Annotated in this window: 14 protein-coding genes; 7 read left to right on the top strand and 7 right to left on the bottom strand. The window is 73.2% G+C overall.

The annotated features are described in order from the left end of the window. The first annotated feature begins 181 nt into the window (after positions 1 to 181). The 3 genes from ACFV2X_RS31570 (at position 182) to ACFV2X_RS31560 (ending at position 6,192) form a co-directional block, all read left to right on the top strand. Positions 182 to 3,046, top strand: coding sequence for a BTAD domain-containing putative transcriptional regulator (locus tag ACFV2X_RS31570; protein ID WP_385622995.1), 2,865 nt, complete (start codon positions 182 to 184; stop codon positions 3,044 to 3,046). 84 nt (positions 3,047 to 3,130) lie between these two features. Further along, complete coding sequence (locus ACFV2X_RS31565; protein ID WP_385622991.1) at positions 3,131 to 5,101, top strand: BTAD domain-containing putative transcriptional regulator; 1,971 nt, start codon at positions 3,131 to 3,133, stop codon at positions 5,099 to 5,101. 119 nt (positions 5,102 to 5,220) lie between these two features. Beyond that, positions 5,221 to 6,192 carry a helix-turn-helix domain-containing protein gene (locus ACFV2X_RS31560; protein ID WP_385622988.1) on the top strand — a complete coding sequence of 324 codons (972 nt, stop codon included), beginning with the start codon at positions 5,221 to 5,223 and terminating at the stop codon, positions 6,190 to 6,192. 10 nt (positions 6,193 to 6,202) lie between these two features. Here ACFV2X_RS31560 and ACFV2X_RS31555 read toward each other — a convergent pair whose 3' ends face one another. The 4 genes from ACFV2X_RS31555 to ACFV2X_RS31540 form a co-directional block, all read right to left on the bottom strand. After that, complete coding sequence (locus ACFV2X_RS31555) at positions 6,203 to 6,940, bottom strand: YoaK family protein (RefSeq protein WP_385622985.1); 738 nt, start codon at positions 6,938 to 6,940, stop codon at positions 6,203 to 6,205. Continuing rightward, on the bottom strand, positions 6,921 to 7,457 hold the full coding sequence (locus tag ACFV2X_RS31550) for a DoxX family protein (protein ID WP_385622982.1): 537 nt from the start codon (positions 7,455 to 7,457) through the stop codon (positions 6,921 to 6,923). The genes ACFV2X_RS31555 and ACFV2X_RS31550 overlap by 20 nt, the downstream gene beginning before the upstream one ends. Positions 7,458 to 7,518: 61 nt before the next feature. Then, positions 7,519 to 8,181, bottom strand: a complete 663-nt coding sequence (locus ACFV2X_RS31545; protein ID WP_385622979.1) for a hydrolase — start codon at positions 8,179 to 8,181, stop codon at positions 7,519 to 7,521. A gap of 88 nt (positions 8,182 to 8,269) precedes the next feature. Then, a complete protein-coding gene (locus ACFV2X_RS31540) occupies positions 8,270 to 10,150 on the bottom strand; it encodes an amidohydrolase (RefSeq protein WP_385622976.1) in 1,881 nt (626 codons plus the stop codon). A gap of 276 nt (positions 10,151 to 10,426) precedes the next feature. On the opposite strand from ACFV2X_RS31540, the gene ACFV2X_RS31535 reads away from it, so the two are divergent. Then, complete coding sequence (locus tag ACFV2X_RS31535) at positions 10,427 to 11,398, top strand: alpha/beta hydrolase (protein ID WP_385622973.1); 972 nt, start codon at positions 10,427 to 10,429, stop codon at positions 11,396 to 11,398. Between the two features lie 14 nt (positions 11,399 to 11,412). After that, positions 11,413 to 12,135, top strand: coding sequence for an alpha/beta fold hydrolase (locus ACFV2X_RS31530; RefSeq protein WP_385622970.1), 723 nt, complete (start codon positions 11,413 to 11,415; stop codon positions 12,133 to 12,135). A 139-nt stretch (positions 12,136 to 12,274) separates the two neighbouring features. Here the strand turns inward: ACFV2X_RS31530 and ACFV2X_RS31525 are convergent, their stop codons facing one another. Continuing rightward, complete coding sequence (locus ACFV2X_RS31525) at positions 12,275 to 13,384, bottom strand: low temperature requirement protein A (RefSeq protein ID WP_385622967.1); 1,110 nt, start codon at positions 13,382 to 13,384, stop codon at positions 12,275 to 12,277. A 326-nt stretch (positions 13,385 to 13,710) separates the two neighbouring features. Between ACFV2X_RS31525 and ACFV2X_RS31520 the strand changes: the two genes are divergently transcribed. Further along, entirely contained in the window at positions 13,711 to 15,015 is a 1,305-nt protein-coding gene (locus tag ACFV2X_RS31520) for an MFS transporter (protein ID WP_385622965.1), read from the top strand. Between the two features lie 57 nt (positions 15,016 to 15,072). On the opposite strand, the gene ACFV2X_RS31515 is transcribed toward ACFV2X_RS31520, so the two are convergent. Continuing rightward, the gene (locus ACFV2X_RS31515) at positions 15,073 to 15,945 is read right to left on the bottom strand and encodes a LysR family transcriptional regulator (RefSeq protein WP_385622963.1); all 873 of its coding nucleotides are present in this window, start codon (positions 15,943 to 15,945) and stop codon (positions 15,073 to 15,075) included. 207 nt (positions 15,946 to 16,152) lie between these two features. Between ACFV2X_RS31515 and ACFV2X_RS31510 the strand changes: the two genes are divergently transcribed. Further along, positions 16,153 to 16,491, top strand: a complete 339-nt coding sequence (locus ACFV2X_RS31510; protein WP_385622961.1) for a GNAT family N-acetyltransferase — start codon at positions 16,153 to 16,155, stop codon at positions 16,489 to 16,491. On the opposite strand, the gene ACFV2X_RS31505 is transcribed toward ACFV2X_RS31510, so the two are convergent. After that, positions 16,448 to 19,789 carry a type 2 lanthipeptide synthetase LanM family protein gene (locus ACFV2X_RS31505; RefSeq protein ID WP_385622959.1) on the bottom strand — a complete coding sequence of 1,114 codons (3,342 nt, stop codon included), beginning with the start codon at positions 19,787 to 19,789 and terminating at the stop codon, positions 16,448 to 16,450. The genes ACFV2X_RS31510 and ACFV2X_RS31505 overlap by 44 nt on opposite strands. Between the last annotated feature and the right edge of the window lie 183 nt (positions 19,790 to 19,972).

The following is a 19,972-nucleotide window of genomic DNA, read 5'->3' as shown; positions in this document are numbered from 1 at the left end:
CCTCTCGCGAAACGTGCGAGCCCCACATGGCGGGCGACCGCATCGTGCGCCCCCGCGCCCGGGACCGGTCCCGGCGGACGCGGATCCCGGCCCGTGCACCGTGGGCCGTGGATTCGGCCGCGGTCGACTCACCACTTAGATTGATCGTGAAGGGGGCAGCGATCGGATCTCGGAGGGTGAGTTGTCACAGGGTCCCGTGCGGTTCGCGCTCCTGGGGCCGGTCAGGGCCTGGCGTGGGGAGAGCGAACTCGACCTGGGGCGCCCTCAGCGCAGGGCGCTGCTGGCACTGCTGCTGGCGGGGGCCGGGCGGACGGTCTCGATGGACGGCCTGGTCGACGCCCTGTGGGGCGAGGACCCGCCGGACAGCGCCGCCAATGTGATCCACCGGCATGTGGGCGCGGTGCGCCGGCTGCTGGAGCCGGGGCTGCCCACGCGGGCGGCGGGCCGTTGGCTGCTGCGCGGTGCGGGTGGCTACCGTCTGGAGGTCGACAACGACTCCCTGGACCTGCTGCGCTTCCGGAGCCTGCGGGAGAGGGCCCGGCGGGCCGCGGCGGAGGGCGCAGCCGGGCGGGCCGTGGCGCTGAGCGTCGAGGGGCTGGCTCTGTGGCAGGGGCCCGCCGCCTCCGGGATCGCCGCCGAGGTGCGCGGCCACCCGCTGCTCGCGGCGCTGGACCGGGAACACCTGGCGGCCGTCAAGGAGTCGGCCGATCTGGCCCTGGGCGCCGACGCGGCCGACCTGGTGCTGCCGGCGCTGCGGGCGGCCGCCGCCGCGAGCCCGCTGGACGAGCCGCTGCTGTCCCGGCTGGTGCTCGCCCTGGCGGCGGCCGGGCACCGGTCCGAGGCACTTGAGGTGTACGAGGGGGCCCGCATACGCCTCACCGACGAACTGGGCATATCGCCCGGCGCGGAGCTGCTGGCGGCTCAGGCGGTGGCGGCCGGGCGTAAGCCCCGGGAGGCGGCGCCTGCGGCAGGCGGGCCCGCCCCTGACGGGCCGTCCGGGCGCACCGGCTACACCGCGCCCAGCCCCGCCCAGCTCCCGCCCGACCTGCCGGTGTTCACCGGCCGCAGAACGGAAATGGCGGAGGTGCTGGCCCGGTTACCAGGGGCGGGGCAGGACACCTCCACGGTGCTGATCAGCGCCATCGGCGGGATGGCCGGGATCGGCAAGACCACCCTGGCCGTGCACTGGGCCCATCAGGTCGCCGACCGTTTCCCCGACGGACAGCTCTACGTCAACCTGCGCGGATTCGACCCGACGGGGCCCGCCATGACCCCCGGGGAGGCCGTACGCGGCTTTCTCGACGCCCTGGGTGTGCCGCCGCAGCACATCCCGAACGGCCTGGACGCCCAGACCGCGCTCTACCGCAGCCTGCTGGCCGGCCGCCGGGTCCTGGTGCTGCTGGACAACGCCGCGGGCACGGACCAGGTACGGCCGCTGCTGCCCGGCTCGCCCGGCTGTCTCACGATCGTCACCAGCCGCAACCAGATGCAGGGGCTGCTGGCGGCGTACGGCGCCCATACGCTGAGCCTGCGGCCGCTCGATGTGGACGAGGCCCGTGAGTTCCTGGCCCGCCGGCTCGGGGACGGCCGGGTGTCGGATGCCCCGGGAGCCGTCGCGGAGATCGCCGAACGGTGCGCCGGGCTGCCGCTCGCCCTGGCCTGCGTCGCCGCCCGCGTGGCGCTGAGTCCCGACGTTCCGCTGTCGGTCGTGGCCGACGAGTTGCGGGAGACCCGGGAAAGCCTCGAGGGGTTCGCGGGCGGTGAGGTGTCCACCGATGTCGGCGCGGTGTTCTCCTGGTCCTGCCGCGCCATCTCCCCCGCCGCCGCCCGGTTGTTCCGGGTGCTCGGCCTGCAGGCCGGACCGGACATCTCCGCCACGGCGGCGGCCAGTCTGGTCGGCCTTCCGCTGCGCGAGACATGGCCGTTGCTGACCGAGCTCACCCAGGTGCAGCTGATCGGCGAACACACTCCGGGCCGGTACGTCCTGCACGACCTGCTGCGCGCCTACTCCCGGGAGCTGGCGCGGGCCCAGGATTCGCAGGACGAGCGCCGGGCGGCCCTCCACCGGCTGCTCGACCACTACGCGCACGCCGCCCACGCCGCGGATCTGCTGCTCGCCCCGCACCTGGACCCGATCCCTCCCGCGCCGCCGCGGCCCGGGGTGACCCTCGAGACCTTCTCCTCCGCCGAGCGGGCACTCGACTGGCTCACCGCCGAGTACCCGGCGCTGCTGCTGGCGGTGGACGTCGCGGTGCGAGGCGGATTCGACACCCGAGCCTGCCAGTTGGCCTGGGCCCTGGAGGCATTCTTCGACCGCCGGGGCCACTGGCACGACTGGGCCACGGTCCAGCGCGCCGCCCTGGGAGCCGCCCTGCGGACGGGCCTGCCCGCCATGGAGGCCCGCGCCCTGCGGGCCCTCGCCCGCGTCGAGGGCCGCCTCGGCCGGCACGACGAGACCCGTACGCATCTCGAACGCGCCCTGTGCCTCTTCACGGAGCTCGGCGACGACATCGCGCGGGGCAACACCCACCGCAGTCTCGGCTGGACCGCCGAGCAACTGGGCGATCTCCGCGGGGCGCTGCGCCACAACCAGCAGGCGCTGGAGCTGTTGCGGTCGAGGAAGGACCGGCCCGCGTGGGCGAGCGTCCTGGCCTCGGTGGCCTGGTACCACGCCCTCCTCGGCGAGTACGACCTCGCGTTCAGCCACTGCCGCACGGCGCTGCCGGTGCTGCGGGAGTACGGAGACCGCTACGGCGAGGCCGCGGCCTGGCACAGCATCGGCTACATCCATCAGCAGGTCGGCCGCCATACGCGCGCCCTCGGCGGGTACGGCAACGCCCTCGAGCTGTACCAGGAGCTGGGCGTGCCCTATATGGAGGCCCAGACGCTGACCGACCTCGGGGACGTGCACAGCGCGCTGGGCGACTCCGAAGCCGCCCGGGCCGCCTGGCAGGAGGCATTGTCGCTGCTCAACGAGCTGGAACACCCCGACGCAGGGAAGGTGAGCGCGCGCCTGGCCCCGGGTGGCGAGGCGCACCGGGGGTGACCGGACGCATCACCGGCTGAGGCGCTGTCGCCCCTGTACTATTTGCCGCCGTATTCACGCGCTGAGGGTATGAGAGGAGCGAGGGTGTCGCGGGAATCTGTACGGTTCGCGGTGCTGGGGCCCATACGGGCCTGGCGGGCCGGGGCAGAGCTGGATCTGGGACGCCCCCAACAGCGCGTACTGCTGGGCCTGTTGCTCGCGCGGGCGGGGCGACCCGTCGGGCTGGGCGAGATCGTGGACGCCCTGTGGGGCGAGGACCCGCCCGGCAGCGCCGTCAACGTCGTCCGCCGGCACATCGGAATCCTGCGCCGCACCCTGGAGCCCGGGCTGCCGCTGAGGGCGCCCGGTCACTGGCTGCTGCGTGAGGCGGCCGGCTACCGGATCGCAGTCGACGCGGACTCGCTGGACCTCCTCCGCTTCCGCCGGCTGCGCGAGCAGGCCGACGAGGCCGCCGACCGGTCCCCCGGGCGGGCCGTGACGCTGCTCACCGAGGCGCTGGCGCTCTGGAGGGGACCGGCCGGCGCCGATGTGTCCGTCGAGATACGGGCGCGCGCCTTTCTCGACGTACTCGACCGGGAGCACCTCGCGGCGGTGAAGGAGCTGGCGGACGCGGCGCTGCGCACCGGGATGACGGCCCCGGTCCTGGACGAGCTCCGGAAGGCGGCCCTGGCCAGCCCGCTGGACGAACCCCTGCTGGCCAGGCTGGTGCGCGCCCTGGCGGCCACCGGCCAGCGGGCCGAGGCGCTGGAGACCCACCGCGCCGCCGTCACCCGGCTCGCGGACGAACTGGGCCTGGCCCCGGGGCGGGAGCTGTCCGACGCCCATGGGGCGGTGCTGCGCGAGTCCCGTCCGGCGACGCGCTCTGCCGCGGGCTCCGGGGCCGCGCTCGGCGGGGAGCCGGCGGACGGCGGGCTGCTGTCGGCGAACTCGCTGTCGGCCATCCCTCTGCCGGGGGTCGGGTATTCCGAACCGCGGCCCGCCCAGCTGCCCCAGGACCTGCCGGCGTTCTCCGGTCGGCGCGCCCAGTTGGCGAAGCTGTCCGCGCTGCTGCCGGAGGAGGGCCGGCCGCTCGACACGGCAGTCATCAGTGTGATCGAGGGGATGGCCGGGGTCGGCAAGACCACGCTGGCCGTGCACTGGGCCCACCAGGTGGCAGACCGCTTCCCGGACGGCCAGTTCTACGTCGACCTGCGCGGATTCGACCCCACCGGCACGGCCCTCGACCCCGGGGAGGCCGTACGCGACTTTCTGTGCGCGCTCGGGGTGCCGCGGCACCGCGTGCCGCACGGCCTGGACGCCCAAACCGCGCTGTACCGAAGCCTGCTGGCCGGGCGGCGCTTCCTCGTTCTGCTGGACAACGCACTGGACACCGAGCAGGTGCGGCCGCTGCTGCCCGGGGCGCCCGGCTGTCTGGTGATCGTCACCAGCCGGGACACGCTGACCGGGCTGGTCGCCGACCACGGCGCGCATCCGCTGAACCTGTGCTGGCTCGACGCCGAGGAGGGGCGCGAGTTGCTGGCCGCCCGGCTCGGGGCCGCCCGGGTCGCGGCCGAGCCCCAGGCGGCGGCCGAGATCGTCGAGCTGTGCGCCGGGCTGCCGCTGGCCCTGTCATGCGTCGCCGCCCGGCTGGCCGCACACCCCGGCTTCCGGCTGTCCGCCCTGGCCGCCGAGCTGCGCGATGCCCACGACCGGCTGGACGCCATCGCCCGAGGGTCCGCCGAGGTCAGCACGGTCTTCTCCTGGTCGTATCGCGCGCTGTCGGCGGGCGCCGCCCGGCTCTTCCGGCTGCTCGCCGGCCACCCCGGCCCCGACCTCTCGGCGTCCGCGGTGGCCGAACTCGCCGCACTCGACGGGCTCGCCGGGCTCGACGCTCAGGAAAGCGCTCGGCTGCTCGCCGAGCTCACCCGGGCCCACCTGGTCGCCGAGCTGAGCCCCGGCCGGTACTCCGTCCACGACCTGCTGCGCTCCTATGCCGTGGGGCTCGGCGAGGAGCCGGAGCAGCGGACGTCACCTGGCGTTCACCTTCCGGATGGGGACGCCAACGGCGGTCACTGAAGTGACACTTTTTTGTACTTCCTGCGCTTGTATGGTCACTCACGAAGAGAACAAGGCCCTCATCCCGGCGACAAAAGCCGAGGTTGGGGGCCATTCGTCGGGTGCCGGTGGAGGCGCAAGTGAGAATCGGCCGCACCGCGGAACCGCGGGAGGAGACCCCCGGAACCGTCGCCGAGTATGAGGGCGCGCGGTACTGGAGGTCCGTCGGTCTGGACATCGCCGTCGTGGACGCCGCACCGCGGATGTCCCTCGGCGACGGCCGGTCGGATCCGGCGACAGCCGTATCGGTCCTGTCCGATCAGTCGCCGGGCCGCGGCGCCCGGCTGGGCGCATACGACCCGGGCGACTATCACCTCGTCGGGCTGCGGGGCGGTGGCAGTGGCTCCCCTCGGTGCGGTGGGTCCGGCGGGCCTGCTGGGCCCACCGCGCCGAAGACGCTGCTGCGCCCCGGGGACATCCTCTTCTACGACGCCGAGCTCCCCCACCTCCTGGAGATGCCCGCCGGTGCCCGGCTGAAGATCTTCCTGCTGCCGCGGCAGTCGCTCGGCGTCGGCAAACACGATCTGCACCGGGTCACGGCGGCCCCCGTCCGCAGTGCGTCGCTGCTCGGCTCCCTGGTGTCGCCGTTCCTGTCCGAGCTGGCCGAGATGGTGACCTCCGCCGCCCCCGCGGTCGGCGAGACCGTCGCCCGCAACGCGCTGGATCTCCTGGCCACCCTGGTCATGGAGCAACACGCCCCGCCGCCCGCCGATATGGCGGACGCGCGCCGGGCGATGCTGCTGAAGATCCAGCGCTTCATCACCCACCACCTCCCCGACCCCGACCTCTCACCGGAGGCCATCGCCCGCGCCCACCACATCTCGGTGCGCTATCTGCACAAGCTCTTCCGGGACGAGGGCACCACGGTCGGGCGCTGGATACGGGGCCGCCGGCTGGAGGAGTGCCAGCGCGAACTGGTCCTGGCCCGGGGGCGCCAGACCATCGCGGGGGTGGCCCGCCGCTGGGGGTTCATCAGCCCGACCCACTTCAGCCGGGTGTTCCGGGCCACGTACGGGATGTCCCCCAGCGAATGGCAGGGCGCCGCGAGCTGACCGGCGGCGCTCAGCTCGTCGGCGGAGCCCAGTGCGCGTCGGCGGTCGAGACGCGGTGGGTGATCAGCGCGGTGACCAGGAGCAGCAGCAGCGCCAGTCCGAGGGCTGCCGCGAGATGGGTGTGCAGCACCAGCAGGGCGCCGATCAGGGCCCCGAGGAACATCGCCAGTACGGACAGGATCCGCCGGCCCGGCCGGGGTGCCGTGCCGCCCGCCGGGGTGGAGTCGGCGGCGAGCCCGGTCAGGGTGAGGGTGAGAACGGTGGTGGTCATATCGGGGACGCCGAGGCGCCGGGCCACGGCGTTCTGCAGACCCATGGCCAGGCCGAGCAGCACGATCAGGGCGTACTCGACCCCTGTGGTGACCCGGCCGTCGGCCGCGGCCGCGGTGGCCGCCGCCGCGCCGAACAGGACTGTCTGAACACCCGTGGCGACGGCCAGCAGCCGTCCGCGATGTGCCACCAGCCGAGTCGCGAGCCGGCCTCCCGCCAGGGCGCCGGTCAGGAACACGGCCAGTGAGACGAGGGACGCCGAGGCCGACAGCCCCGGGGCGCCGGTCAGGGCGAAGCCGAGGAAGACCACATTGCCCGTCATGTTGGCGACGAAGACATGCCCGAGTCCCAGGTAGCTCACCGCGTCGACGATGCCGGTGACCAGCGTCAGGGTCAGCATCAGCGGCGGCAGCGGGCCGTGCCGGTCCGCGCGGGGCGGTACCAGGGTGCGGGCCGCGTCAGTCAGCAGTGCGCGCATCGGCGGTCATCCTCTCCTCGGTGGTCGGATCCTCGGTGGTCGAGCGGTGCAGGACAAGGCGGGTGAGCAGGCCGCTGGCCAGGCCGAGGGCGATCGCCGCCGACGACAGCCACACCGGCCAGTCCAGGCCGATCGCATGGTCGGCGGACCATCGGCCGGAGCCCGTGAAGGACAGCGCCGCGCAGACGACGACCAGCACCAGGGGGTACTCGTAGCCGTCGTTCTGCACCCACAGTCCGTGCTGCCACTTGACCGTGATCGCGACGGTCATCACGCCGATGGCGACCATGGCCGCCATCGGCGTGAGCGCCCCGAGGGCCAGGAACAGGCCCGAACCGATCTGGCCGGCGCCCGCGGCGAGCGCGGTGAGGGCACCACCGCGAAAGCCGTCGTGCCGGAACTCCTCGATTCCCCCCGCCAGACCATGGCCGCCGAGGCGGAAGCTCACCTTCTGCACTCCGTGGCCGGCGATGAGCAGGCCCACCACCACCCGGAGGATCAGCAGTCCGGTGTCCATCGTGTTTGGTTCCCGTTCCTGTTCCTGGTCCTGGCCCTATGACCGGTGTCGGGGGTCGGGGTCAGCCGGCCGCGTGGGGGTCGATCATGGACTGCGCGTAGAAGACACCGAGGCCGTAGGCGCCGGCGTGCTCCTTCACGACCTCCGTGACGGGGCCGTAGGTCTCCGTTCTCGCCCAGTCGCGCTGCAGCTCCAGCAGCACCTGCACCCAGGTCACCGGCACCGCGCCGGCCTGGATCATCCGCTGGAGCGCGTGTTCGTGGGCCTGGGGGGTGACACCGCCCGAGGCGTCGGAGACGACATAGACCTCATAGCCCTGGGCGATCATGGACAGTACGGGCAGCACCAGGCAGACCTCGGTCCACAGCCCGGCGATGACCACCTTGGTGCGGCCGGTGGCCTTCACCGCCTCGACGAGCGCCGGGTCCTCCCAGGCGTTCATCGAGGTACGGTCGATGATCTCGGCGTCCGGGAAGACCTCCGCCAGCTGCGGCAGGATCGGGCCGGAGAAGGACTCGGCGGCCACGGTGGTCAGGACCGTCGGCACATCGAAGACCTTGGCGGCCTTGGCCAGGCCGACGGTGGCATTGATGATCGCGGTGCGGTCGCCGCTGCCGGTGCCGAAGAACATCTGCGGCTGGTGGTCCACGAACAGCACCACGGCGTTGTCCGGGGTGAGCAGGTCGGGGCTCGGTACGGCGCTGACCTCGTTGATGTCGACCATCGTGGTTTCCCTTCTCGATTCTGGGCAGTTCTGGGCAGTTATCGGTTGGACGGGGTGAGACACCGTCATTGAACGGGGTGAGGCACCGTCAGAGGACGAAGCAGGGGTCGTACGGCTCGGGGCGGCCCCCGTCGGCAAGCCCCCGCTGGACGCGCCACTGCCAGTGGAGTTCCGACTCCGCGGCGGCCTCCCCCAGCAGCTCCGCCTGACGGGCACCGGAGCCACCGGCTCCCCCGGTGGCCCAGTGGCCGCCGAAGTGCGCCACCGGGCTCCACTCGGGGCTGACGGCCGGGATCTCCTCCGCCATCTCCTCGTACTCCGCCACGGCGTGGACGACCCGGCCGCCGACGACGGTCAGCAGCGACTCGATATGCGGGATGTCCCCCTCCCGCACGGTGAAGTAGTCGTCGGACAGGATCGCGAGGTCGCCGAAGAAGCCCTCCCGCAGGATGCCCTTGATGTGCTCCTCGCCGGTCAGCGCGGCACCGGCCCGGGTGTACATGGTCAGAGCGGTCTCCCGGTCGACCCGGTTCTGCGGCGGCCGCAGGGCCATTCCGCCCAGCGTCCGGCCGGAGATCAGCCAGTGCAGCGCGACCCAGGGGTTGTAGGAGGACACCCGGGTGGCGTCGGTGCCGGCGCCGACGGTCAGCCCGCGCGCCAGCATGGCCCGCACCGGCGGGGCCTCCGCGGCGGCGCCGAGGCCGTACCGGCGCGCGAACACCTCGCCCTGGAACGACATCCGGTTCTGTACGGACATCGCCCCGCCGAGGGCCGCGACGCGGTCGAGGCTGTCCGGGGACACGGTCTCCGCATGGTCGAACAGCCATCTGTTCCCGGCCGGGAACAGCCCTTCCGCGGCAAGCTTCTCGAACACCGCCAGGTCGCGCCTGATGGTCTCGTCGTAGGTGGCGTGCAGCCGGAAACCCCAGCCGTGCCCCATGAGGAGCCGTACCGCCTTTTCGAACCCGGTCTCGTAGTCGCCGCTCAGTTCCGGGCGGGGCTCGGCGAAGTTCTCGAAGTCGGCGGCGGCCCAGGTCAGGTTCTCGCCCGCGCCGTTCAGCCGCAGCCACTCGTCCCCGTCCTCGGGGCGGACCATCTCGATCCAGCGGGCGAGGTCGTCGAGCTCCTGGCCGGCGGTCTGCGGAAACAGGTGGTAGGCGATACGCAGCGTCAGCTGCCCGTCCCTGGCCAGCTCGGTGACCGTGCCGTAGTTGTCGGGGAAGTTCTGGAAACCTCCGGCGGCGTCGATCGCGGACGTCAGCCCGAAGCGGTTCAGCTCGCGCAGAAAGTGCTGGGTGGAGGTCTTCTTGTCCTCCCCCTCCAGTGTGGGGGCCTTGGCGAGCGTGGAGTAGAGGATCAGGGCGCTGGGGGCGGCCACCAGCATCCCGTTGGGCTCGCCGTTCCTGCCCCGTACGATCTGGCCGCCGCGGGGGTCGGGGGTGTCCTTGGTGTAGCCGACGGCGCGCAGCGCCGCCCGGTTCAGGATCGCCGACTGGTACAGATGCAGGACGAAGACCGGGGTGTCCGGTGCGGCGGCGTTGAGCTCGGCGGGGGTGGGCAGCCGCCGTTCGGCGAACTGCTCGGCCGACCACCCTCCCACCACCCGCACCCACTGCCCCTTGGGGGTGCGGGCCGCCTGCTCCCGCAGCATCGCCAGGGCCTGACGCAGCGTGGGCACACCGTCCCAGCGCAGTTCGAGGACATAGTTGAGGCCTCCCCGGATCACATGCAGATGGGCGTCGTTGAGCCCAGGGATCACGCGTCGGCCGAGCGCGTCGACCACGGTGGTGGCCGGGCCGACGAAGGGCGCGACCTCCGCGTCGTCCCCGACGGCCGTGACGAGGCCGTCGCGGATGGCCAGGGCGCCGGCGTGCGGGCGCCCGCTGTCCCCAGTGTAGATCTTGGCATTGCGGACGATCAGGTCCGCGGCATCGTCGGCGGCGTGCGGAACCAAGCCGCCGACCGGCATCGTAGGCACCTCGGCAGACTCCAAATAACGACATCGGGAATGCCCAGGACATTAGGGTTCGTCGGCACCCCCGTATTGCCCGGCAGCGCACTGCTTCCGGCCCGACAGCGCACGGCGCCGCGCCGCGTCCCACGAATGGCGCTGCGGGGAAAGACCCGGTGCGCTGACGGGCAAGAGTTTTCCGCCGGCCGACCTAAGGTGGCCAGAGCAACCGGGAGATCCACCCCTTCATCCCGGCATTCCCATTCGTATCCCCGCACCATTCGGGAGCCCCACATGTCCGACGCCATCGTGCCGGTCCAGCCCGTCCTGGAGCCGGCCGCGGCCGCCTTCGCCGAAGCCACCGCCAAGCCGCCGTTCCTCTTCGACCTGCCCCCGGCGGAGGGCCGAGCGGCGGTCGACGAGGTGCAGTCCGGCGAGATCGACAAGCCGGAGGTGGACGAGGAGTGGATCACCGTGGCCGGTGGTCCGACGGGCAGTGTCCGGGCCCGGATCGTCAAGCCGGCGGGTGCCACCGGGGAACTGCCGGTGATCCTGTACATCCACGGTGCCGGTTGGGTGTTCGGCAACGCCCACACCCATGACCGCCTGGTGCGTGAACTCGCCGTCGGCGCGGGCGCGGCCGTGGTCTTCCCCGAGTACGACCTGTCGCCGGAGGCCCGGTACCCGGTGGCCATCGAGCAGAACTACGCGGTCGCCCAGTGGGTGGTCCGGGAGGGCGCGTCCAAGGGTCTTGACGGCACCCGTCTGGCCGTGGCCGGGGACTCGGTCGGCGGCAACATGACCGCGGCGCTGACCCTGATGGCCAAGGAGCGCGGCGATGTGCCGCTGGTCCAGCAGGTGCTGTTCTACCCGGTCACCGACGCGAACTTCGACACCGGTTCGTACCACCAGTTCGCCACCGGATACTTCCTGCGCCGGGACGGCATGCAGTGGTTCTGGGACCAGTACACCACCGACGAGGCGCAGCGGGCCGAGATCACCGCCTCCCCGCTCCGCGCCACCACGGAGCAGCTCACCGGTCTGCCTCCGGCCCTGGTCATCACCGGCGAGGCGGACGTCCTCCGGGACGAGGGCGAGGCGTACGCCAACAAGCTCCGCGAGGCCGGTGTCGCGGTCACCGCCGTGCGTTTCCAGGGCATCATCCACGACTTCGTCATGCTCAACGCCCTGCGTGAGACCCATGCGGCCGAGGCCGCCATCAAGCTGGCCGCGGACACGCTGGGCGCCGCGCTCAACGAGCGCTGATAAGGAGATCTGATATGACCTCATCTACCACTCCGACCGTTCTTCTGGTCCACGGCGCGTTCGCCGACGCGGGCAGCTGGTCCGGCGTCATCCGCGAGCTGCAGAGCCACGGCGTGTCCGTGGTCGCGCCGCCCAACCCGCTGCGGGGACTCGCGTCCGACGCCGCTTACGTCGCCTCCGTCGCCGCCCAGATCGACGGCCCCGTCATCCTGGTCGGCCACTCCTACGGCGGTGCGATCATCACCGTCGCCGGGGCCACCGAGAACGTGGTCGGGCTGGTGTTCGTCGCCGCGTACGTCCCGGAGGAGGGGGAGAGCCTCGGCGAGCTGCAGGGGCGCTTCCCGGCGCCGCCGCTGGCGGACAACCTGCGCCCCGCGACCTTCCCGGTCGAGGGCGCCGAGCCCGCGGTGGAGTTCACCATCGTGCCCGAGTCCTTCCCGTCGGTGTTCGCCGCCGACGTGCCCGAGGAGGTCACCCGGGTCCTGGCGGTCGCGCAGCGCCCGCTCGCCGCGGCGGCCTTCGACGAGCCGGCCCGGGCCACCGCCTGGCGGACCAAGCCCTCGTGGGCGCTGGTGGCCGACGCGGACCAGGCCATCAACCCCGAGGTGCAGCGCTTCGCGGCGAAGCGGGCGGGGGCGAACGTCGTCGAGGTCGAAGGGGCCTCGCACGCCGTCGCGGTGTCCCAGCCGAAGGCCGTCGCGGACCTCATCCTCGACGCCGTCCGCGCGACGAGCTGACGCCGCTGGCTCGGACCTCGATACGCACGCGAGCCCGGCCGGGGCACTCCCCGGCCGGGCTTGCGGCTGTACGGCGTTGGCTGTTGTGAGGTCCGGGCCAAAGAGCGCGGCTTGGCCGGCGGCGGGTGGCCGCGGCGGCTCAGGCGGCGGCCGGCCGACCGCCGCGGGTCACCGTGACGACCGCGGCCAGCACCGCCAGGACGATCCCCGTGGCCAGGGCCGGCGCCGGGGAGAACACGGTCAGCAGAACGAGGGCGGCGGCGACGAGGAAGGGCACCGACTCGCCGGCACACTGCTGGTGGGGCCGCAGATGCAGCGCCCATACGGTGAGCAGGAAGACGGCCGCCGGGACGGCCACCATGGCACCGGCGACCTCCGGGGGCACGTCCGTGCGGTGGGTGACCTGGTCGGCGCTCACCCCCAGCCCCGCCCCGATGGCCGCCGCCGAACCGAAGATCAGGTAGTGGCCGTACGCCCACCCGAATCGTCTGCCGGGGGCCTGGTGCGTGGTGGCGAGCAGGGTGTGCGCGGGGCGGGCGAAGTACACCCACCACATGGCGAAGACCATGAGCAGCCCGCCCGCCGCCACCGCGTACAGCGCCCCGGTGGGGTGTTCGTCGAAGGCGGTGCGGACCGCGGCCGTGGCGGAGGCGACGGACTCGCCGAGCACGATCAGCGTGAACAGCTCGTAGCGCTCGGCGATGTGGTGCGGATGCCAGGGGGTCATCCCGGCCGACTGCGCCCACACCGGCACGGCCACCTCCGCCACCACCAGCACCGCGATACCCGGCGCATGCACCGCGTCCGGCACGAACAGCAGCGCGATCCAGCCGATCTGACAGGCCACCACTCCGCAGGCGAAGCGCAGGGTGGTCCGGCGCCTTTCGGGGTCGGCCCGCGAGGCGCGCAGCCACAGCCCGGCCAGCGCGGTGCGCATCACGACGTACCCCAGGACGATGACGCTGAGGTCGTCCCCCTCGAACGCCCGCCGCACACCGGCCGCGAGGATCAGCGATCCGGTGATCTGGACGAACACCGTCAGCCGGTACGGGGTGTCCTGCGGGTCGTAGGCGGAGGCGAACCACGTGAAGTTCATCCACGCCCACCACACGCTGAAGAAGACGATCAGGTAGTGCAGGACGCCCGACGCATAGTGGCCGCTGGTGACCGCGTGGTGGAGGCTGAAGGATGCCTGGCTCACGGCGACCACGAAGCACAGGTCGAAGAGCAGTTCCAGTGATGTCGCCACGCGGTGCTTCTCGCGCGGGTCACGAGCCCGCATGGACGGTCCGGTGGACGGTGGGATTCGCATAGATCATGTTCCTGAGTCGCTCGACGGGCACCTCCGCGATGACGGCGACCCAGGTCGTACAGTACTTCGCCGCCCGCAGGCCCCGCCAAGGCGGCCCCGGTCAGGACGCCGCGCTCGGTCATCTCCCTCACAGATGACAGTTGTCCCGGATCATCGCCGCGACAGGGGAAGCATCCGACGCCTGCCGAGCGCTTGCACCCATGCGAGCGCCGAAGCAGTCGCTCCACCACCGCGAAGCCCCGTCCGAGAAGGTGTCCGAGCCCATGATCACCACACGGCTCCGTTCCCCCCGCCCGACCACTCCCCGTTCCTCCCGCCCGACCGCTCCCCGTTCCTCCCGCCCGACCACTCCCCCGGTGGCCGCGCCCGCGCGGGCCGGCTCCGGTGTTCCGGGGTGGCTGGTCGCGCTGCTCGCCGTCGGCACCGGCCTGACGGCCGCCAACCTCTACTACGCCCAGCCCCTGCTGGCCTCGCTGAGCGATGTCTTCCACATCGACACCGCCACCGCGGGCGGGCTGATCACGCTCACCCAGATCGGCTATGTGGTGGGCATGCTCTTCCTGGTCCCGCTCGGCGACCGGTTCGAGAAGCGCCGGCTCGTCACCGTCCTGCTGGCGGTCACCACGGTCGCCCTGCTCGTCGCCGGTACGGCGGCCAGCTTCCCGGTACTGCTGATCGCATCCCTGGTCAGCGGGGCCACCTCGGTCGTGGCCCAGATCCTGGTCCCGTTCGCCGCGAGCCTGGCCCCCGACCACGCCCGGGGCCGGATCGTGGGCCGGGTGATGAGCGGACTGCTCACCGGAATCCTGCTCTCCCGCACGCTCAGCAGCCTGGTCTCCGATGTGGCCGGGTGGCGGGTGGTCTACCTGGGCTCGGCGGTCCTGATGGCGCTGCTGGCCGTGGCCCTGTACCGGGCCCTGCCCGAGCACGCCCCGACCACCGGCGCCCCGTACCACCATGTGCTCCGCTCCACCATCCGGCTGGTGCGCACCCACCCCGCGCTGCTGCGCCGGGGGCTGTACCAGGCCGCGATGTTCGGTGCGTTCAGCGCCTTCTGGACCACCGTCTCGTATCAGCTCACCGGCCCGGAGTTCCACTACTCCGCGATCGGTGTGGGAGTCTTCGCCCTGGTCGGCGCCGCGGGTGCGGCCGTGGCACCGCTGGCCGGACACTGGGCCGACCGCGGGCTGGCGCGGCCGATGTCCGGTGCCGCCTTCGCCGTCGCGGCGCTCGCCTCCGCGGTCGCCGGCTTCGGCCAGCACAGCGTCGTCCTGATCGCGCTGGCCGCGATCCTGCTCGACATGGCCGTGCAGACCACCCTCATCCTCGGCCAGCACACCATCTACCGGCTGGACCCGGCCGCCCGCGCCCGCCTCAACAGCGCCTTCATCGCCATCTTCTTCGCCGGGGGCGCGCTCGGATCGCAGCTCGGTTCCCTCGCCTACCGCGCGGGTGGCTGGACCGCGGTGGCCGCGCTCGGGGCCGCCCTGCCCGTCCTGGCCTTGCTCTACTGGACCACGGAGCACTGGACCGCGGAGCACCGGAGGGCCCGGCGCGCCGCCCACTGATGGCGCACACCGGCCGTACGCGAGCGCCGACACCCGGGGACGGGGTCGGCGCTCGGGTCATACAGCCGCGGGCGTGATGTGGCGCAGCAGCGCGGCGGTCGCCGGTGGAGTCTCCCCCCGGGGCCGCACCACCATGACGTGCCAGCGCGGTGGGTTCCGGACGAATCGGCGCAGCGCCAGATCGGGGAAGCGAGCGGCGATCGACTCCGGTATGACGCACACCCCGAGGTCGTGCCGGACCAGTTCGGACGCCGCGACGATGTCGTTGACCTCGAAGGCCGGGACGCGCTCGACCACGGCGGCCCGGAAGGCCCGGTCCACCGCGGAGCGGATCGCCCAGCCGGGCGTGAAGTCGATGAACGGCATCCGGGCGACCTCGGCGAAGGTGACCTGGTCGTCCTGGGCGAAGCCGCGTACCGGCGAGGCCGCGAGCACCATCTCCTCGCGCACCAGCGGCCGGACCAGCAACCCCCGCTGCTGCTGGCGGTCCAGGGCCACCACGGCCAGGTCCACCGAGCCGTCGCGCAGCGCCTCCCGGATATCGGCCACCGGCCCCTGCCGGAGCCGGACCACCACCCGTGGGTGTTCCGCCCGCAGCCGGGCCAGCGCGCGGTGCAGCCCGACCCAGACGCCCTGCATCGTGCCGACCGTGACCTGCCCGCGCAGCTCGCCCCGCGCCACGTCGACCGCCGCCCGTGCCTGCTCCGCCGCCCGCAGCGCCGCGCGGGCGGCGGGCACGAACGCCTCACCGGCCGGGGTGAGGGCGACCCGGTGCGTGGTGCGGTCGAAGAGCCGGGTCCCCATCTCCTTCTCCAGCGCGCGGACCGTACCGGACACAGCCGACTGCACCACATGCAGCCGCCGCGCCGCCGCGGTGAACCCGCCTTCCTCGGCGACCGCGACGACCACCTCCATCTGCCGCAGATCCATCTCCACTCCCCGAGGGACGAGCCGTTGCGGCCATCTCCTGACGAGATCAGCGCACTCACCGATCATCGCATGCCAGGATCAGCCGCGCCCCGTCGCCAGTGCGCTGTGGGGCAAGGCCGCGTGCACCCGTCGGCATACCGCGCCCGTCCGGCGGGTTAGGTTGACCTGGGGCATGAGCCCCGTACCGCCTTCGCCGAACGGAACACGATGACAGAGCCTGCCGCCGCGCCCGTGGTCAGCCGAGAGGACCACAAGCACCGCTACGAGATCCTGGTCGGCGGGCAGCTCGCCGGCTTCACGGAGTACCGCGACCGCGGCGAGCAGCGCGTCTTCTTCCACACCGAGATCGACGACGCCTTCGCCGGGCAGGGCCTCGCCTCGTTCCTCGTCCAGCACGCGCTGACCGATGTGCGCGACAGCGGGCTGCGCGCCGTACCCATCTGCCCCTACGTGGCGAAGTTCCTGAAGAAGCACACCGAGTTCGACGACATCGCCGACCCCGTCACCCAGGACGACCTGCGGTGGCTCCGTACGGCGCTGCGCTGACCGGCGGGTGCAGTAGCAGGACGGAGGGCACCTGGTCCGGGCGGGCGAAGCGCAGCAGCTGGTGTCCCACCCCCGAGAGGCCCGTCAGCAGGCCCGGTGTCTCGCTGCGGGTCGGCGAACCGCACACCCAGCCGCGCTCCGCGGCGGTGTCGAGCTTCTGTCCCAGCAGCCGCATCAGCCCACCGGGCTCCGATCTGCCGCTCCGCTCGGCCAGCAGGACGAGTTCGAGGTTGCCGAGGTCGCCATGGCACATGCTGTCGCTGCCCCGGCCCATGAGCCGGTGCGGGCTGGTCTCGCCGGTGTCGCTGATGCCGTCGAGCCGCAGGGCAGCCATCGCCTGGGCGGCCAGCTCCTCCTCCCGGCCGGCGGTCCCGGGCCTGCCGATCAGGTCGAGCCGGGACATGGCGATGCCGGCGCCACCGTGGCACCACAGCGACCGGAAGGGTGACACGGCCTCGGCGCGGAAGTCGGGCCAGTTCCCCGCCTCGGCGTCGTACACCTCCGTCTCGTACGCCAGCCCGCCGGCCATCGCCTCGGCGCAGCCCTCGTCGGGCGCGAGGGGGTGCAGCCGGGCGAGGGCGGTCACGATGCCCGCCGTTCCATGGGCGAGGCCGGTGAGCGGCCGGGTGCTGTCGATCTGGTGGTGTTCCCAGCTCAGAGCGGTCCCGGTGGCACCGGGGACGGCGCCGGTTACCAGGTGGCGGGCGGTGGCGCGGGCGAGGGCCGCCGCTCGGCCGTCGGGGTCGCCTCCGGCGTCGATCAGGGTGAGCAGGGCCAGGGCGCAGCCCGCCGAACCGGCCACGACGTCGAACGCCTTGGTGCCGCCCAGGGCCCGTTCCACGGCGGACAGCGCGGGCTCGCGTACAGCCGCCAGATGCGGTGTGCCGCCCAGCAGCCGGTCGAGGTGCGCCAGGAAGTACACCGGCCCCATCCAGCCGCCGAACGCGCCGATGTCCGTGTCCTCGCCACCGTGGGCGTCTTTCGCGGCGAGGGCCCGCGGCGGGGAGGTGACCCGGCGGACCACCTCGTCGGCGATGTCCGACGCCATTTGCGTGAAACGCCGGTGGCCGCTGATCCGGCCCAGCCGGGAGAGGAAGAGGCCGATGCCGGACAGTCCCGAGTAGAGGTCCTGGCCGAGCGGGGCGAGGTCCCAGACCCCGTGCGCCACCGGCTGCGGTGCGACCCAGCCGATCCGCCCGTCCCGGACGATGGCGAGGTGTCGTACCCGGTCACCGATCGCGGTGGCGGCGGCGACGAGTTCTTCGGTGTCGGCGCTGCGGGCCATCGGCCCGGCCGGGCCGGGGACCGTGGCGGGCCGCTCCTCCAGCAGGCTCATATCGACGCTGCCGACGAACGACCCGGCGATGATCCGCTCCTGGAAATCCCGGTCCTCGGGGCCCATGGCCTCGATACGGCCGCGCACCGCGCCGAGCGCGGGTTCGGCGAAGAACCCGGGCACCGTCCGCCCGTCGTCGAGCAGCAGCTTCCGCGACCCTGGCAACGCCTCGAACAGCGGGATGTCCCCGCGCAGCACCGCGTCCATCTCGGCGCGTACGACCGCCTCACCCGCGGCCCCCGCGTACCGCCCCGCGCACAGCCGTGCCGTGCTGCGCTCCCGTTCCAGCGCGTCCCGCAGAAAGTCCGGGTGGGTGCTCTCGGCGAGCACCTTGGCGTAGACGAAGCTCGCCCGGGGCAGGAAGCGCACCGGTGTGCCGGCGAAGCCGGACACCAGGCCGCCGGGCGCCAGGAGTTCCGCGCGCCGGGCGCTGATCCAGTCGTAGCCGAAGCGGAAACCCGCCAGCACGTCGGGGGTGTGGTCCGCGGGGTCAGCGGGTGTGCCGTCGGGCAGCCGCGGCCGGTTCTCCCCGCCGGGGGTGGTCACGTGTTCCCACACGATGTGCACCTCGTCGGTGCCCGGGTTCTTCTCGACGGGCACCGGCACGACCGACGGCTGGTCCCGGGCCCCGTTCAGCCCGCTGTAGTCCGCTGCGGGCGCGCCCGCCGCGGCCCGGTCCAGCACCACCTTGGTGGGCAGCAGCGCGGTGGCCCGCACCGACTCGCGCAGCGCGACGAGGGCCGGCTCCTCCGGCTGCTCCTTCCCGCCGCTGTCTCCCCCGCCGCCGTCTCCCGCGCGCTCGGGGGCACGGGGGTGCAGCAGTGCTTCGAGGTCGACGAGGACCGGGTGTTCGCCGGCGGCGATGATGTTCTCGTGGTGGAAGTCGGTGCCACCCAGCGCGTGCACCAGGGCCAGCAGCGCGCCGGTGCGCCAGTAGAAGCCGGCCACGTCCCGTGTCGTCGCACAGGGCCGGGCCGTCACGCACTCCGCCCAGCCGTGGTCCGCGCGGGTCAGGGTGCGCGGGGTGCGCAGGGCGTACGGGCTGTCCTCGTTGAAGCGGTGCAGAACGCGGGCGAACTGCTCGTCCACGGCGAGCGACCGGGGTTTGTAGAACACCGATGGCGCGTCGTGGAAGTCGACCCGGCACACCGAGCTGCCCCGGCGGTGGACATCGCCGTGGCCGAAGCGCACCGCCGCCACGCCCCCAGGACGGGTGCCGGACAGCAGGGCGTCGCACAACTCGCCGAGGTCGTCGCGCAGATGCCGGGCGAAGCGCGTACGGCTCGCCACCCAGCTGTCGAGCAGTTCGGCCACGCACCGGGCCAGCACCGGGTACTCGGCCCACAGGCGGTGCTGGACCCGGGGACTGGTGAGCGAGTCGACGAAGAGGCGGTAACGCTCCTCGCCGGTCCTTCCGGACGCGAGTCGGCCCTCGACACGCGCCACGTTGATCTCCAGGATCATGGTGGGCTTGAGCACCATGGCCAGCCGGTCGGCCGGCACGCTCGCCGACAGGGCCTCGCACAGCCCGTCCAGCTCCGCGGGGAACGGGCCGAGGCGGCGCAGGGCCGTGCGCAGCCGGTCCTGCGCCTGCCGGACCAGGGGTTCGGCGACCCGCAGCAGCCCCGGCAGCGGCTCCGTACCGGGCGGGGCGGGGGTCGGGCGGGCGGAGCGCACCCGCCGCGCCCACGCCGGGCGGCCGGGCAGCCGGGCGGCGAGCGCCGTGGGGTCCTCGCCGAGCAGCCGGTGCAGCACCGGCGCTGTCACCCCGACCGGGCGGAGTCCGTCGATGAAGCGCTCGTCGGGGCCGCGAAAGGGCGCGAGCGCCCGCCAGCCGGCGAGCCGGGCCGTGGCAAGAGTCGGGTCGGCGGGGGCGGGTGGCGCGGAGGACGGGGTGACGCGTTCCCGTAGATGGCATCCCGCGGCCCAGAAGTCGGGTGCCAGGTCCGAGGCCAGATCCATCGGATGTCCTTTCGTGGCGGGACGCGCCGACTGGATACGCGTACGCCCCCTCGTACGCGTCCACGAGGCGGACCGGCGCCGGCCCCGGGGGGGCGGGCCGGGGCCGGCCGCGGGGGTGCGGGGGCGGCCCCGTACGGGGGGGACCGGCGGCTGGTGGGGGATGGGGCCGGGTCAAGCCCCGCC

Origin of the sequence: Streptomyces sp. NPDC059679, from assembly GCF_042734105.1 — a bacterium.
Classification (GTDB): domain Bacteria; phylum Actinomycetota; class Actinomycetes; order Streptomycetales; family Streptomycetaceae; genus Streptomyces.
The sequence above is the reverse complement of the archived record's forward strand: the minus strand, read 5'-3'. Positions and strand labels throughout refer to the sequence as shown.